19 protein-coding genes and 1 pseudogene are annotated in these 12,913 nt (G+C 42.4%); 17 read left to right on the plus strand and 3 right to left on the minus strand.

Going from position 1 to position 12,913, the window contains the following annotated elements; translation table 11 throughout:
• Window positions 1-122: pseudogene (locus HW45_RS29345) on the minus strand (IS5/IS1182 family transposase); the annotation flags it as partial.
• Between the two features lie 426 nt (window positions 123-548).
• Between HW45_RS29345 and HW45_RS17280 the strand changes: the two are divergent.
• The 16 genes from HW45_RS17280 to HW45_RS17355 all read left to right on the plus strand — a co-directional run bounded on the left by HW45_RS17280 (window position 549) and on the right by HW45_RS17355 (window position 9,891).
• Complete coding sequence (locus tag HW45_RS17280) at window positions 549-1,022, plus strand: GNAT family N-acetyltransferase (RefSeq protein ID WP_038228478.1); 474 nt, start codon at window positions 549-551, stop codon at window positions 1,020-1,022.
• A 39-nt stretch (window positions 1,023-1,061) separates the two neighbouring features.
• On the plus strand, window positions 1,062-1,538 hold the full coding sequence (locus HW45_RS17285; RefSeq protein WP_038228480.1) for a GNAT family N-acetyltransferase: 477 nt from the start codon (window positions 1,062-1,064) through the stop codon (window positions 1,536-1,538).
• A gap of 64 nt (window positions 1,539-1,602) precedes the next feature.
• Window positions 1,603-1,848, plus strand: a complete 246-nt coding sequence (locus tag HW45_RS17290) for a Rho-binding antiterminator (protein ID WP_038228482.1) — start codon at window positions 1,603-1,605, stop codon at window positions 1,846-1,848.
• A gap of 68 nt (window positions 1,849-1,916) precedes the next feature.
• Window positions 1,917-2,369 (plus strand): DUF3291 domain-containing protein, encoded by a 453-nt coding sequence (locus tag HW45_RS17295; RefSeq protein WP_038228483.1) that lies wholly within the window; start codon window positions 1,917-1,919, stop codon window positions 2,367-2,369.
• A gap of 205 nt (window positions 2,370-2,574) precedes the next feature.
• Window positions 2,575-2,958 carry a hypothetical protein gene (locus HW45_RS28430; protein WP_051868191.1) on the plus strand — a complete coding sequence of 128 codons (384 nt, stop codon included), beginning with the start codon at window positions 2,575-2,577 and terminating at the stop codon, window positions 2,956-2,958.
• A 46-nt stretch (window positions 2,959-3,004) separates the two neighbouring features.
• Window positions 3,005-3,394: an MAPEG family protein gene (locus HW45_RS17305; RefSeq protein WP_038228485.1), complete on the plus strand. Its 390-nt coding sequence runs from the start codon at window positions 3,005-3,007 to the stop codon at window positions 3,392-3,394.
• A gap of 386 nt (window positions 3,395-3,780) precedes the next feature.
• The gene (locus tag HW45_RS17310; RefSeq protein WP_038228487.1) at window positions 3,781-4,230 is read left to right on the plus strand and encodes a YHS domain-containing (seleno)protein; all 450 of its coding nucleotides are present in this window, start codon (window positions 3,781-3,783) and stop codon (window positions 4,228-4,230) included.
• 12 nt (window positions 4,231-4,242) lie between these two features.
• Window positions 4,243-4,485: a hypothetical protein gene (locus HW45_RS17315; protein WP_038228490.1), complete on the plus strand. Its 243-nt coding sequence runs from the start codon at window positions 4,243-4,245 to the stop codon at window positions 4,483-4,485.
• A 376-nt stretch (window positions 4,486-4,861) separates the two neighbouring features.
• Window positions 4,862-5,389 (plus strand): PH domain-containing protein, encoded by a 528-nt coding sequence (locus HW45_RS17320; RefSeq protein WP_038228492.1) that lies wholly within the window; start codon window positions 4,862-4,864, stop codon window positions 5,387-5,389.
• A 50-nt stretch (window positions 5,390-5,439) separates the two neighbouring features.
• Window positions 5,440-6,069, plus strand: coding sequence for a DUF1349 domain-containing protein (locus HW45_RS17325; RefSeq protein ID WP_038228494.1), 630 nt, complete (start codon window positions 5,440-5,442; stop codon window positions 6,067-6,069).
• A 32-nt stretch (window positions 6,070-6,101) separates the two neighbouring features.
• Window positions 6,102-6,518, plus strand: coding sequence for a GFA family protein (locus HW45_RS17330; RefSeq protein ID WP_038228496.1), 417 nt, complete (start codon window positions 6,102-6,104; stop codon window positions 6,516-6,518).
• A 158-nt stretch (window positions 6,519-6,676) separates the two neighbouring features.
• Window positions 6,677-7,387, plus strand: coding sequence for an HAD family hydrolase (locus HW45_RS17335; RefSeq protein WP_038228497.1), 711 nt, complete (start codon window positions 6,677-6,679; stop codon window positions 7,385-7,387).
• Between the two features lie 193 nt (window positions 7,388-7,580).
• Complete coding sequence (locus HW45_RS17340) at window positions 7,581-8,333, plus strand: SDR family oxidoreductase (RefSeq protein WP_038228499.1); 753 nt, start codon at window positions 7,581-7,583, stop codon at window positions 8,331-8,333.
• Between the two features lie 10 nt (window positions 8,334-8,343).
• The gene (locus HW45_RS17345) at window positions 8,344-8,745 is read left to right on the plus strand and encodes a DUF1801 domain-containing protein (RefSeq protein ID WP_038228501.1); all 402 of its coding nucleotides are present in this window, start codon (window positions 8,344-8,346) and stop codon (window positions 8,743-8,745) included.
• Window positions 8,746-8,944: 199 nt separating this feature from the next.
• Window positions 8,945-9,412, plus strand: a complete 468-nt coding sequence (locus tag HW45_RS17350) for a 2TM domain-containing protein (protein WP_038228504.1) — start codon at window positions 8,945-8,947, stop codon at window positions 9,410-9,412.
• 2 nt (window positions 9,413-9,414) lie between these two features.
• A complete protein-coding gene (locus tag HW45_RS17355; protein ID WP_051868193.1) occupies window positions 9,415-9,891 on the plus strand; it encodes a GNAT family N-acetyltransferase in 477 nt (158 codons plus the stop codon).
• Window positions 9,892-9,951: 60 nt separating this feature from the next.
• Here HW45_RS17355 and HW45_RS17360 read toward each other — a convergent pair whose 3' ends face one another.
• Window positions 9,952-10,140: a hypothetical protein gene (locus tag HW45_RS17360; protein WP_006072365.1), complete on the minus strand. Its 189-nt coding sequence runs from the start codon at window positions 10,138-10,140 to the stop codon at window positions 9,952-9,954.
• Window positions 10,141-10,256: 116 nt separating this feature from the next.
• Between HW45_RS17360 and HW45_RS17365 the strand changes: the two genes are divergently transcribed.
• Window positions 10,257-10,823, plus strand: a complete 567-nt coding sequence (locus tag HW45_RS17365; RefSeq protein WP_038228505.1) for a nucleotidyltransferase family protein — start codon at window positions 10,257-10,259, stop codon at window positions 10,821-10,823.
• A 19-nt stretch (window positions 10,824-10,842) separates the two neighbouring features.
• On the opposite strand, the gene ggt is transcribed toward HW45_RS17365, so the two are convergent.
• A complete protein-coding gene (ggt, locus tag HW45_RS17370; RefSeq protein ID WP_051868195.1) occupies window positions 10,843-12,612 on the minus strand; it encodes a gamma-glutamyltransferase in 1,770 nt (589 codons plus the stop codon).
• Between the last annotated feature and the right edge of the window lie 301 nt (window positions 12,613-12,913).

Consider the following 12,913-nt stretch of genomic DNA (forward strand, 5'->3'; position numbering starts at 1 on the left):
TGTTTAGATTGTGTCCACTCCGATATTGCTTCTTCGTCAATCCAAAACGTGAGTGAACCTCGATTGACTAGGGAGTTGTTGTACTTGCGCCAGTTGGTGGTTTTATAGCGAGGCTTCGGCATGAAATCAAAGTCAGTAAATGAATGTCTCTGATCTGATCGTAAGATTGTGATTTAGTTCATTCCATTTCGGCAACAAAGCCGTTCACAAGTCAAAATCAGCTACGACTATGCGACTAATACTTATAAAGTGAACTGCGGAGAACTTCGTCATTATTTAATCAGTCTGATGTTCTTTTGTCAGGCCGTTAATATGTTTTATCAGCCGAACTTAGAGGTTTGGGCTGGGTACGCCGCTGGTCTTATGCTCGGAATAGCCTTTGGAAATCTGCTATCAGTAATATCGGCTAATATTCAGTTGCTAGACTTACGTGCTCAATTAAGGGAAGAGGGCGTATTCCTGAAGCTTAGTTCATAGTACTGCCTCGGGCCGTGTAGTTAATACCGCCTCGTCGCGTTTGTCGATCTCATCTTATGGAATGGAGAATAATGGAAATATCAAATACCTTGAGGCCTGGTGACATTGGGCAGATCATAAAGCAGCACGGGCTATTGTATTCGAGTGAATATGGATATGACGTGACATTTGAAGCTTATGTTGCCGAACCACTAGCGCAGTTTGCTAAGCGAAACAATGATCGGGAGAGAATTTGGCTTGTCAGGTTTGATAATAAGCTTGTCGGGACAATTTGTATTTGTGAGCTTTCTGAGTTCGAAGCACAGCTCAGGTGGTTTTCTATTGACCCCGTTGCACGAGGGAAAGGAGTGGGCAAAGCGCTTATGGAGCAAGCGCTGGATTTCTGTCTTGACAGGGGCTACTCCAAGGTAGTGTTATGGACGGTGGCCGGACTTGCTGTCTCAAAATCGCTATATATCAAATATGGATTCAGTAAGGTTGAGGAAATAGAACGTGAGTTATGGGGCGCAATGCAACGAGAGCAATGCTATGAAAAAGTGCTTTAGTCAATGTGCTTAATGCGAGATCCAAATAGTGAGAGAACCATGAAACTCAGAGTATTCGATAAAGCAGATTACGATACGCTCATCCACTGGATTGACTCAGAAAAACTGAATTATCAATGGGGAGGGCCAAATTTCGCCTTTCCATTAGACCACCATCAACTCAGCAGCCACTGCGCTAAACCCGAAGTCCTTCCTTTTATTCTTGTAACCGGTAGCCAACGTGTTGGCTATGTTGAATTGTTCAAAGTCACTGAGTCGAGTTTCCGTATTTGTCGTGTGTTTGTGTCGAATAACTTTCGAGGTCAGGGGATCTCTAAAATCATGCTAGTGCAGTTAATTGAATTATCTCGAACGCGCTACTTTGCGACGCAGTTGTCACTCGTGGTTTTTGAGCACAATCGAGTTGCGAGAAGTTGCTATGAAGCGTTAGGCTTTAACGTCACTTCTCGTGAAAGAGGGACGAGGTCCTATGATGGGGTGGTTTGGGACCTGCTTCGAATGGAGAAGTGGCTATAAAAATCGACTTTTAGAAATAGATACCAAGGGTTATTTAATGGGTCAGCAGTTATGAGGTTAACGAATGATAAGTTGCAGTGACTACGATTATATTGAAATAGCGTGTATGTATCGTTATCCGGTTAAATTAACGATGAAAGTGGGTCTGCCACTAGAAGGTATCGCACTGGATACAGCGCGAGACGAGAGTAACAATGAATGTCTGAAGCTAAATGTTAAGGAAACAGATGTTCTTGTTATATTAGATGAAATCAATAAGTTAGAGGTATTGGTAGAGAACCCACATTTTTCTGAAGTCGTTTTTAAATGATGTGTGAACATCAATGGGAAAAGAATGGTGTTAGCTATCAACCGTAAGCATTCCAAGGAAAGGAATTTATGAAACTGGCACAACTAAATATCGCATTAGCAAAATATCCGCTCGATGCTCCTGAGATTAAGGAGTTCGTTGATAACTTAGACTTGGTCAATGGCATTGCAGAAGAAAGTGAAGGCTTTATTTGGCGTCTAAAAGATGACAGCGGTGATGCAACCAGTATACAACTCTTCGATGACCCCAACATGATAGTAAATATGTCTGTTTGGGAATCGGTAGATTCGCTTAAAAACTTTATGTTTAGAACACACCATAGAGATTTTATGCGCCGCAAAGGTGAATGGTTTCACCGACTTGCTGAGGATACCTACGTGTTATGGTGGATTGAAGACCACCACATTCCATCAACAGAAGAAGCTTTGGAACGATTAGCGTATCTAAGAGCGAATGGTGATAGTCCCTACGCGTTTACGTTCAAGACTAATTATACGCCGCTCGATATTAAGGCTAAGTAATAACCAAAAAGTGGTAGCAACACTGTACTGGATACGCTAATGGAGGTGACTTGGTCTAGTACTTTTCGTGTGAGCAGGGTCTTCAATAGAGTTGGTCACTAGGACTCAACCTAAATATGCTGGCGTGAATCTAGTCGCAATACTAGCCAGCAATCTGCTTATCAATGGGCGATTCATAGAACATGGCAACTAGGAGGAAAGTTCTATGAAACGTACAATCGAATTTGTTGGGTTACAACGAGCGTGGAAGATGGGTCTGTCTTCGTTAGTCGGAGGGGTTACGGCCGTATTAGTTGTTCACTTTGTATTTTCAAATGAACAAAGTGTTGTGGCATATGCAAGTGCCTTTTTTGGTGCGGTATTTCAGGTTTTAGTCACGATCAGAAACAATGAAAGTCACCTGACGGCTGATGATGAAGATGTCTACCTTTACGATATATCTGCGGCATTAAGGTATCAAAAGTCACTGCTGGGCAAACCCTACATAAGAGTGACTTCTTTAACCCAGACTGGTTATCATAGAAAGAGGGTGTTTCAGTCTTGGATATCAGAAGAGGATTGGCACTTTATGTTGAATAAATGCACATGATAGGTCCTCAAAAGGGCTTTAGGACAACCTTCATAAGGATTAGAACTTGACGACATTAGTACTTTGTTTATTTATTGCGGCACTACTGCCTTATCTGGCGAAAATGCCTCTTGCAGTCGCAATGCATAGAGCTGGAGGTTACGACAATAATAATCCCAGAGAACAGCAAGCAAAACTCAAAGGATTTGGCGAGCGTGCTTTAGCGGCACACCAAAATGCTTTCGAATCTTTGATTGTGTTTGCCATAGCGATATTGCTGGCCATTGCGACGGGAACCATTAATGAGACCGTACAGTTTTTAGCGGTAGTACACATCGTATTTCGCGTTATTTACAACATTCTTTACTTGCTCAACAAAGCCACATTGCGTTCTTTATCTTGGGCTGTCGCAATAGGTTGCTCTTTTGCCATTATGTTGCAGAGTATGCCTAGTTAATGGCAGATTCTTTATAAGGCTCATCTCTTCACTTAGTGCAACTTAAAATGGGATGTGGTTTAGTCCAATGAATTTGAATTGTGTCGAAGTATACGAGCGGTTAGCGTAATCGTCACCAAATAGGCCTCATAATGTTCTAAGTAACAAGAAGAGGCCGATATGTCGAAGTTTGAGTTCTTTCAATTGCATCTTATTGAAAAAGGGGGGCCGAAAGATTTAACCAAGCCACGTCCTTTTGTTTGTAGGAACCTCAGAATGGTTGCAGGTATTTGATACTTTATTTCCCTAGGCTGAGTGTGACGGATTAATACTTTTAAATTATTGAGTGCATGAAATCTTTCGCCTCTTTCTCAGTTCTTTATCTATGGTGATAGAGGAGGGGCGTTATGAAATACTCAGCAAGATTGTTTTCGATAATATTGATGTGGTTAAGTTCGTGGACTTATGTTTATGCACTGGAGCCCATCTATAGTGATTTTTTCGGTAAAGCGATAAAAGGTTATGATCCAGTTGCTTACTTTACGGTAGGTAAACCACTAAAAGGTGATAGTGATATTACTTATGAGTGGAATGGCGCTAAATGGTACTTTTCGACACAGGAAAACCGGCAGCAGTTTGTTTCTAACCCAACAGCTTATGCGCCTCAATACGGTGGATACTGCGCGTGGGCTGTAAGTCAAGGCTACACAGCTAGCATCGATCCTAATGCTTGGTATATTTTCGAGAATAAGTTGTATTTGAACTATAGCAAATCAGTTCAAAAAAACTGGCAAAAGGATATTAGCGGGAATGTACAAAAAGCTGATTTAAATTGGCCCGTATTACTTAAGAATTAGATTGAGGTAAAAATGGATTTTAAGTTTTATAACAAGGATGATAGTTATACTTACCTTTGTATAGAGTCAGCAACGTTCAAAGAAGAGTCTACTCAATTAATCGAGCAAGGTTTTGTCGAACAATCGTTAATCATAACAGCAGAATCGCCAGAGGAAGCTGAGGCAATATACAAAAGTGAGCACCAAGGCTTCTTAAAGAAACTGAACATGCTGTTAGGCCCATTTATAACATCAGGCTATCACCGTTCAAATTAGTAAATGACGGAAAATCGTTGGCTTTTCGTCTTTCACAGTGAATCGAAATCGGAGTGGTAAATATTAGAATCTGCCCATCATCTACCAAACATGTTGATATCTTCGTTTGGATTGCAATCTCAAGCCAGACTTTCCCAGCCCTACCAAAGGATCACTACTTTTCTATTTGAAACCATCCTGATACTTGCATCTTGTACTTGTCAGATTCTCAGAAGGTGGAAATAAATCTTAACCTAATTAAATGCTGATATATAAATAATTATTACTTGAAAATGACGCTCTAACTGATAGACGATAAGGCACAACGGAAAGCGCTGCTAAGAACAATACTAGAAAAAGAGAACTGGCGGTTTTATTCACACCTAAGGAAAGAAGTATGCACATTATTCAACAAGCACTTGAGCCAAGAGAGAAGTTGATTTGGTCAGGACAGCCAAAGCAGGGGATCGTATTTCGGCGCACTGACCTGTTTCTGGTTCCGTTTAGTTTACTGTGGTGTGGTTTTGCGATTTTCTGGGAATTTACTGCGTTTAATTCGGGGGCGTCGATTTTCTTTTTACTGTTTGGTGGGGTGTTTGTCGTTATTGGTTTGAACTTTGTACTAGGTCGTTTTTTCTGGGACTCCTCTCAAAGGAAGAAGACATTTTATGGAATTACCAATGAGAGAATCATCATAGTTGATGGCTTTGTGCAGAGGAAGATCACCTCATTGAACATCCAAGCGCTTCCTGAGGTCAGTTTGTCGGAGCGTTCTGATGGATTAGGAACCATCTTACTGGGCTCGCAAAGTGCGACGCAACGAGGAATGACTCTGTCAGGCACACCAAAAGGTGTACCCAAGTTAGATTTAATCAAAGACCCCAAATATGTTTTCAGTATTATACGTAGCGCTCAGAAACTCTGATACTTATTGGTATGATAGGGCCTACCACAAGAAAGCAGTAGAACTTAATAATGGTAGATTTTACGACAGCGAAATGGTTATACAAACCGAGGAACAGTGAGGTAACTAAAGGTTCTGTATCAATAACCACAGATCCCGAGACGGACTTTTGGCAGCGGTCTTACTATGGCTTCAGAAATGATAACGCTCCAGCATTACAACTTGAGACAAGTGAGAATTTCACTTTCACTACGAAAGTACAATTTGACTACCGAGCTCAGTTCGATCAATGCGGTTTAATCATTTATCTAGACAGCGAAAACTGGTTTAAAGCTTCGATTGAGTATGAGAATGAAGAGTATTCTAGGTTAGGCAGTGTTGTGACAAACCTAGGTTATTCTGATTGGGCAACGTCCGATATTCCATTGCCAAACGAGATTTGGTATCGCCTAAGTCGTCGTGGTCCTGACTTTCTGATTGAGTCGTCATTTGATGGGCAAACCTTTAAGCAAATGCGGATTTTCCATCTTCATCAATTGGGTGAGACGACGGCTGACATGGGGAAATCAAATCCACCTTTACCTGCCCAAACTCCAGTGACGTTTGGTGTTTATGCTTGTAGCCCTTTGCAATCTTCATTTACCGCTAGATTCACTGAACTGAACATAGAACCATGCAAGTGGTTAGCTCACGCTGTTTAATGGAATTGGAAAAGCTAACATAAGGAGATGTTATGACAAACACAGTAGCTGGTGGCTGTTTGTGTGGCTCAGTGAGATTTGAAGTTCAAGACAACTTTGAGAACTTTTACTTTTGTCATTGTGAGCAATGCCGCAGGGTAACGGGTTCTTCGCACGCTTCAAATGCGATTACCCATAAAAACAACATAGTTTGGACTAAAGGTGAAGAACTGACTGTTCGATTTGACCATCCGAGCGGTGCATTCACTAAGGTATTTTGTTCACGCTGCGGCTCGGGTTTACCTCATGAATCGCAGAACGGGAAGGATTTGGTTGTTCCTGTGGGCTGTTTGGATACTGCACTCTCTTTGTCTCCCAATGCTCAGATTTTTTGTTCCGAAAAAACGGAATGGTTTCGTAAGGGAGTAGTCGCCCCGGAATATCTTGGCTTTATGACAGAAGAACATTAGTGTATTTGAAGCGTTTACGAGGAAGGTATGGGTAACACTGCGTATCGATCTGTCCTTTTTTGCGATACCTCACAGTCATCAATATATAAACCATTAAAGTAGAGCGCTGAAACCAACTAACCTTCTGATAAAATTAAAAATTAGGTGATTTGAATATAATGAAGTTAGACGCAGTACTTTGGGATTATGATGGCACGTTGGTTAACTCTGTGCCAAAGAATATTGATATTACCAAAACAATTTTATCGATAGTCGCACCACACCTATCAAACGAAAATTTACCGAAATACTTACTTAGTGAAGACTTGTACCATGAAGCGAACCATGGTGCTAAGAATTGGCAAGAGCTATATGTTGACTACTATGGGTTAACACATGAAGAAATGCTTGTTGCTGGAGGAATGTGGGCTGAGCATCAGGAGAAAAACCAAACGGAAGTTTCTCTGTTTAATGGCATTCAAGGTGTTATCGAGCAATTCTCTAATATTCCCCACGGCATCTGCTCTCAGAACTCTCAAAACAACATTCGTCGTGTGCTGAAAAATCACGGGATCAATTTGCCATTTAAGTCGGTTGTCGGTTATGACGATGTTCCTGATGGAAGCCAAAAGCCAAATCCTTATGGCGGCATCAAATGTGTAGAGTCCATTTTGGGAAGCAAAAATGAACAATTGCTGATGTATATCGGCGATCATGAAGCAGATACACAGTTCGCTCGTAACTTGCAGAAAGAACTAGGGACAGGTACTAAGGTCATCTCAGTTGCCGCAGCTTACAGTCGTTCAGAGCCAGATGGATGGCTAGCCAAGCCTGATTATGTTGCCCATAAAGTAGAAGATCTACTTCAAATAATCGGGAAATATGCGTAACGGTATCAGAAAGAAACTTCGACGCACTTCGGGTGATCGGCAATAACTATCGGTGATTGCACTTCGTATCGCAGGCTGGTTAACACTGCTAGGACTCATTTGTGTTGCTTTGTTTGGTGGTATGCCCAAGTACTATTTCTTTGATGTGTTAAGGTAATGAACTCCAAGATACATGAAGTCAGGATTTAGTCGTATGGATAAGAATAAAGCAGTATTGATTACCGGTGCGGGCCGAGGGATAGGAGCAGCTACCGCTAGACTTTTTGCAAAGAAAGGTTATGCGGTATGTATTAACTATAGGTCTGACGTAGGTTCTGCTTCGGTTTTGGCTGAAAGTATACAAGCGCAAGGAGGGCGGTGCATCACTGTTCAGGCCGATGTATCTGATGAAAAAGAAGTTCTGTGCTTATTCTCGACCGTTGATCGTGAATTAGGAACACTATCGGTGTTGGTGAATAACGCGGGTATTTTAAAACCGCAGACTCGCTTAGAGGATATGTCCGCAGACAGAATCAACACCATACTAACAACGAATGTCACTGGTTATTTTCTATGTGCAAGAGAAGCGGTCAAACGAATGTCGACGCGCAATGGTGGTAGCGGCGGTTGCATTGTAAATGTGTCGTCTGGAGCCGCGCGTTCAGGCTCGCCAAATGAGTATATTGATTATGCCGCGTCTAAAGGTGCAATTGATACCTTCACTAAAGGGTTATCGTTGGAAGTGGCTTCAGAAGGTATTCGAGTGAACTGCGTTCGTCCAGGGCTGATATATACGGATATGCACAGTGATGGTGGGGAGCCAGGGAGAGTTGACAGGCTCAAATCGGTTCTACCGCTTGGTAGAGGTGGTCAGCCAGAAGAAGTGGCAGAAGCGATATATTGGCTTGCATCGGATAAATCCTCCTATTCAACGGGTAACTTTCTCGATTTAGCTGGTGGCTTATAACGAGGTTTTCATGGACAAATCTGTCGAAGAAAAATTCAACCAATATCCGAATGAAGTGCGTTCACGGATGCTTGAACTCAGGACCCTGATCTATCAAGTAGCTAAAGAGTTTGAACTTGGTGAAGTAAAGGAATCGTTGAAATGGGGAGAGCCGAGTTATTCAGTTGAGGGAGGGAGCCCAATACGCATAGATTGGAAACTTAACACTCCTACTCAATACTATTTGTACTTCAATTGCCAATCGAAGCTCGTTAACACCTTTAAAGAGCTTTACGGAGAATCGCTTCAGTTCCAAGGTAATCGCGCTATCATTCTGTCTACTTCAAAACCACTCCCTTCAATGATTAACCAATGTGTCACTTTGGCGTTTACTTACCATAACGTTAAACACTTGCCATTGTTAGGACAGTGACGTAGTAGCAAAGCGAAAAACAAGTGATTTGTATTGTGTGTCACGCATTGCTGTTGTCTAACTTGGTTATATCAGAAGCCAGTATGTAATATTTAAGTGTTTGATAAATAAAGAGTGTCATAGAGGTGGCAGATTGCTGTCGTAACGATTTTAGCTCCAAGTAAGTACAGTTGTTTTGCAACAGCAGAAAGGGTAAATGATGATTATTAGAAAACTTAGATTACAACGTGGTTGGTCTCAAGAACAATTAGCTGAATTAAGCGGTTTAAGTATAAGGACGATTCAGAGAGTTGAGCGAGGGCAAAAGCCGGGTTTGGAATCCCTAAAATCACTAGCTGCTGTATTTGAAACAACCATCACTGAATTACAGCAGGAGCCTAAAATGAGCAGTAAAGTAGAGATCACTCAGGAAGAACAGAACGTTATCGATCAGGTAAGAGCTATCAAAGGTTTTTACTCTCACTTGATGACGTACGTGCTAGTTATGACGTTACTGTTTACCATTAACTTTGTCTCGGACCCTAGCTATATTTGGGCGTGGTGGCCAGCGATGGGATGGGGGATCGGTATTCTCAATCACGGAATCAATGCGTTTGAACTGTTTAGCTTCTTTGGTCCTAAATGGGAAAAGCGACAAATTGAAAAGCGTCTCGGAAAAAAACTGTAGAAATGAAACAAGTGACAACACAACCCTTAAATAGCTTTCCAGCGACGTTTCAAACGCTTGAAGTTATTGAACCCACAATGTTGAAAGAACTAGAGCGACTATTTCAGCTTAGTTGGAGTGACTTTAGATTTGATGTGGAACGTCAGGAGGGCATTCCAAACCCTATTGCGGTGTTGAAGGATGGAAAGCTGATAGGTGGGCTCGCGTTTACTTTGTTTTCGTCTCCGCAACGCAGTGGCAGCGATAAGAATCTACCTAATGTAATTTGGCTTAATGCATTGTATGTTGATGAAACTTGGCGAGGCCAGGGAGTCGCTCGCCACCTTATCGACTGTGCGATGCAACTAGTGTCTACCACCGAACAGAAAGCTTTGTTTGCTTATACTGATGTGCCGTTGATGTATCTACATCTTGGATGGAAAACTATCGACTCTGAATGTGATGAGAATCATCAAGTGGTAGGAGTGGAACTCACTTAGAGTTAGAGTGCTTTATTTTCGATGCTGGTAGACGTAATAGAGGCTAACCAGCATCATAAGTTATTTATATCTTGCCTGTTTTAAAAGGCCAATCAGTTCATCTTCGGTATTTGGTGTTCTTTCTAGTTTAAGTTGTGGTGAACTGCCTCCCCAAAGCATATAGGCTGTATCGGTACAGTGATCGTGATGAAACCATCTACCATCGATACAAATGTCGGTATAGCAGCGCGGGTCCTTTTTTAACTCCATAACGCTTGTCTCCTTGTGTTTAACACCTTTACAACATAAAACCAATATCAAATTAATAATTTGATTTAAGTCAATGAAGAGCGTCTTTTAATAATGTGTGTGGTGATATAACTCGTATGCGAAATAATCCAAATGAATGTTTTGAAAAATTGACCAAGCTATTGGTACAAGATGAGAACCGAATTAAGTTGCTCAAATCCATTCGGGCACTCTCTATGCCTTCCTATCGCCTTTATGTAGCTGCGGGTTTTGTTCGGAACTTAGTTTGGGATTCGCTGCATCAGTATCAATTTTCAACGCCGTTAAACGATATTGATGTGGTTTATTTTGATGATCAGGTGGAGGGGCTAGAGATACAGCGAACGATCGAAAAAGAGCTATCCAAGCAACACCCTCGCTATCATTGGCAAGTCAAGAACCAAGCGGTAATGCATACTCGTAATGGCGACAAACCATATAAAAGCTTGCAAGATGCGATGTCTTATTGGCCCGAGAAAGAAACAGCTATAGCCGTTAGGCTGCTCGACAATGACCAAATCGAAATTGTTCACGCTTTTGAACTGGAATCGTTGTTCGAGGGGGTTGTGAGTTATAACAGCAAGCGAGACTATCAGATATTTCTGAATCGCGTGAATCAGAAGCAGTGGTTAGAAAAATGGCCTAAATTGCAATTGAACAATTAGGCCATTCATAGCATGGTAACTATTTACCTATCGCCACTCCTTCGCGTCTTGGATCGGCGGCACCTTCTAAACCTGTTTCAGTAATTCGTATTGCGTGTAGGCCAGAGTTAAGATCCCTCTTATTAACGCTATAGCCCATGGCTTCGAATTGTTGTGCATAGTCCGCTAGAGGCGTATTTATTTCAACATCCATGGCACCGAAACGGTTAATCATGCGCGGTTGGTCAATGGCTTGTTGAATGTCCATTCCCCAGTCCACGTGTGCAATAATGCTCTGTGCCACATAACCAATTATTCTGCTGCCGCCGGGAGAGCCGATAGCAAGGTAAGGCTTATCGTCATGCATAACGATAGTCGGCGCCATCGAAGAGCGTGGGCGTTTATTCGCTTCCACTCGGTTGGCCACAGGTTTGCCATCTTTGTTGGCCACAAACGAAAAGTCGGTAAGCTCATTATTTAATAAGAATCCAGCTGCCATGACACGCGACCCGAATACGTTTTCAATGGAAGAGGTCATGGATATAACATTGCCTTGCGAGTCCACAATATTGAAGTGCGTTGTAGACGGAAGTTCTATGGCTTGATCTTGTGCCAGTTGAACGGTTTTTACTGCGGGTGGAGAGCCAGCGGATACTTTTTGCAGCGCTTCGTTTGGTGTGATGAGCGCGCTTCTTTCAGCGATATACTTTTGATCCAGCAATCCTTTCACTGGCACATCGAAGAAATCGCTATCGGCCATGTATAGACCGCGGTCAGCAAATGCAAGCCTTGAAGCGTCTGCTAAAATTTGCCAACTGGTTGGGTTACTACTTCCCAGTTCATTTAATTTGAATGGTTCGGTTAACATCAGAATTTGTCCCAGTGTTAGCGCGCCACTACTTGGAGGACCCATGCCACAAACATCGTATTGCTTATATGGGGCGCAAACGGCTTGTCGATTCTTCACTTGATAGTTGGCAAGATCGGCTAGTGAAAGTTTGCCCGGATTGCTTGCGGCTTCTTTTTGAACGGCGTTGACCATAGCTGTGGCTACGGGGCCTTTATAAAAACCGTCGCTGCCTTTTTCTGCAATGGTTCTTAAGGTTTGTGCGTAGTCAGGGTTTTTCAGCAAGGTTCCTTGTGTTTTTGGTGTACCGTCCTTGTTGAGGAAATAAGCGGCTGTTGTTGGGTGTCTAGCAAGAAAATCGACATCATTCTCAATGAGCATTGACAGTCTTTCGCTGATGGTAAAACCTTGCTCGGCTTTCTGAGCGATAGGCAACACCACTTCATCCCAATCAAGCGCACCGTATTTCTGATGAACGTCCCAAAGCAGTTTGACTGTGCCAGGTGTGCCCACTGAACGACCACCTACTACGGCATCATAGAACTTAAGTGGCTTTCCCTTCTCATCAAGAAATAGATCACCATTGGCTGCTGATGGTGCTGTTTCTCTGCCATCATAGGTGGTTAACCGTTGTTTGTTCGCGTCCCAGTAGACAAGAAATGAGCCACCGCCAATGCCACTTGATTGTGGCTCGACTAAACCCAACATCAGCTGCACGGCAACCATGGCATCAACGGCGTTGCCACCGCGAGCTAGAACCTCAGCGCCAACTTGTGTCGCTTCGGGGTTCGCTGCGGTTACCATCCAGTCCTTTGCTTTGACGAGTTGTTTGTCGTTCGTTCCTGTTGCCATTTCTGGTGCAAAGGCATCCGCCGCTTGTTGCGAAGCGTATACACTAGATGACGTGAGTATGGCACTAATTGTAATTGCAATTAGTCCAGAGGTGGGCGCTTTAACTGACATCTGACTTCCTTATAATAGTGGGTTTAATTACCTGTTAATACAGTCTTTTTTACGTTCCTGAAAAAGATAATTCCTAATTCTAGTCTATTTATGTGTACTTGCTTCCGAAACTTACTCTGCTGAATTGAAGCCAAATAACACTGCTGTCATTTTCAATGATTATTGTTTTTATGTATGGGTCTACGCAACAAGAGAGGTAAGACATGCTCTTTACAATGAATCGACAACTAAGTGATACAACAAAACGGGCTTGTTACTACTTGATGATCGCAGTACTTATTGTCGTTTATATTAACTTGAT

It is taken from the genome of Vibrio sp. ER1A, from assembly GCF_000733315.1.
GTDB classification, from domain to species: domain Bacteria; phylum Pseudomonadota; class Gammaproteobacteria; order Enterobacterales; family Vibrionaceae; genus Vibrio; species Vibrio mediterranei.

What these genes read in the sequence shown, in the direction of transcription:
- HW45_RS17280 (WP_038228478.1), top strand. Translation starts at nt 549, where the DNA reads ATGGAAATATCAAATACCTTGAGGCCTGGTGACATTGGGCAGATCATA.
- HW45_RS17310 (WP_038228487.1), top strand. Translation starts at nt 3,781, where the DNA reads ATGAAATACTCAGCAAGATTGTTTTCGATAATATTGATGTGGTTAAGT.
- ggt (WP_051868195.1), bottom strand. Translation starts at nt 12,612, where the DNA reads ATGTCAGTTAAAGCGCCCACCTCTGGACTAATTGCAATTACAATTAGT.
- HW45_RS17360 (WP_006072365.1), bottom strand. Translation starts at nt 10,140, where the DNA reads ATGGAGTTAAAAAAGGACCCGCGCTGCTATACCGACATTTGTATCGAT.
- HW45_RS17330 (WP_038228496.1), top strand. Translation starts at nt 6,102, where the DNA reads ATGACAAACACAGTAGCTGGTGGCTGTTTGTGTGGCTCAGTGAGATTT.
- HW45_RS17315 (WP_038228490.1), top strand. Translation starts at nt 4,243, where the DNA reads ATGGATTTTAAGTTTTATAACAAGGATGATAGTTATACTTACCTTTGT.
- HW45_RS17290 (WP_038228482.1), top strand. Translation starts at nt 1,603, where the DNA reads ATGATAAGTTGCAGTGACTACGATTATATTGAAATAGCGTGTATGTAT.
- HW45_RS17335 (WP_038228497.1), top strand. Translation starts at nt 6,677, where the DNA reads ATGAAGTTAGACGCAGTACTTTGGGATTATGATGGCACGTTGGTTAAC.
- HW45_RS17285 (WP_038228480.1), top strand. Translation starts at nt 1,062, where the DNA reads ATGAAACTCAGAGTATTCGATAAAGCAGATTACGATACGCTCATCCAC.
- HW45_RS17295 (WP_038228483.1), top strand. Translation starts at nt 1,917, where the DNA reads ATGAAACTGGCACAACTAAATATCGCATTAGCAAAATATCCGCTCGAT.
- HW45_RS17355 (WP_051868193.1), top strand. Translation starts at nt 9,415, where the DNA reads ATGAAACAAGTGACAACACAACCCTTAAATAGCTTTCCAGCGACGTTT.
- HW45_RS17320 (WP_038228492.1), top strand. Translation starts at nt 4,862, where the DNA reads ATGCACATTATTCAACAAGCACTTGAGCCAAGAGAGAAGTTGATTTGG.
- HW45_RS17340 (WP_038228499.1), top strand. Translation starts at nt 7,581, where the DNA reads ATGGATAAGAATAAAGCAGTATTGATTACCGGTGCGGGCCGAGGGATA.
- HW45_RS17325 (WP_038228494.1), top strand. Translation starts at nt 5,440, where the DNA reads ATGGTAGATTTTACGACAGCGAAATGGTTATACAAACCGAGGAACAGT.
- HW45_RS17350 (WP_038228504.1), top strand. Translation starts at nt 8,945, where the DNA reads ATGATTATTAGAAAACTTAGATTACAACGTGGTTGGTCTCAAGAACAA.
- HW45_RS28430 (WP_051868191.1), top strand. Translation starts at nt 2,575, where the DNA reads ATGAAACGTACAATCGAATTTGTTGGGTTACAACGAGCGTGGAAGATG.
- HW45_RS17345 (WP_038228501.1), top strand. Translation starts at nt 8,344, where the DNA reads ATGGACAAATCTGTCGAAGAAAAATTCAACCAATATCCGAATGAAGTG.
- HW45_RS17365 (WP_038228505.1), top strand. Translation starts at nt 10,257, where the DNA reads ATGCGAAATAATCCAAATGAATGTTTTGAAAAATTGACCAAGCTATTG.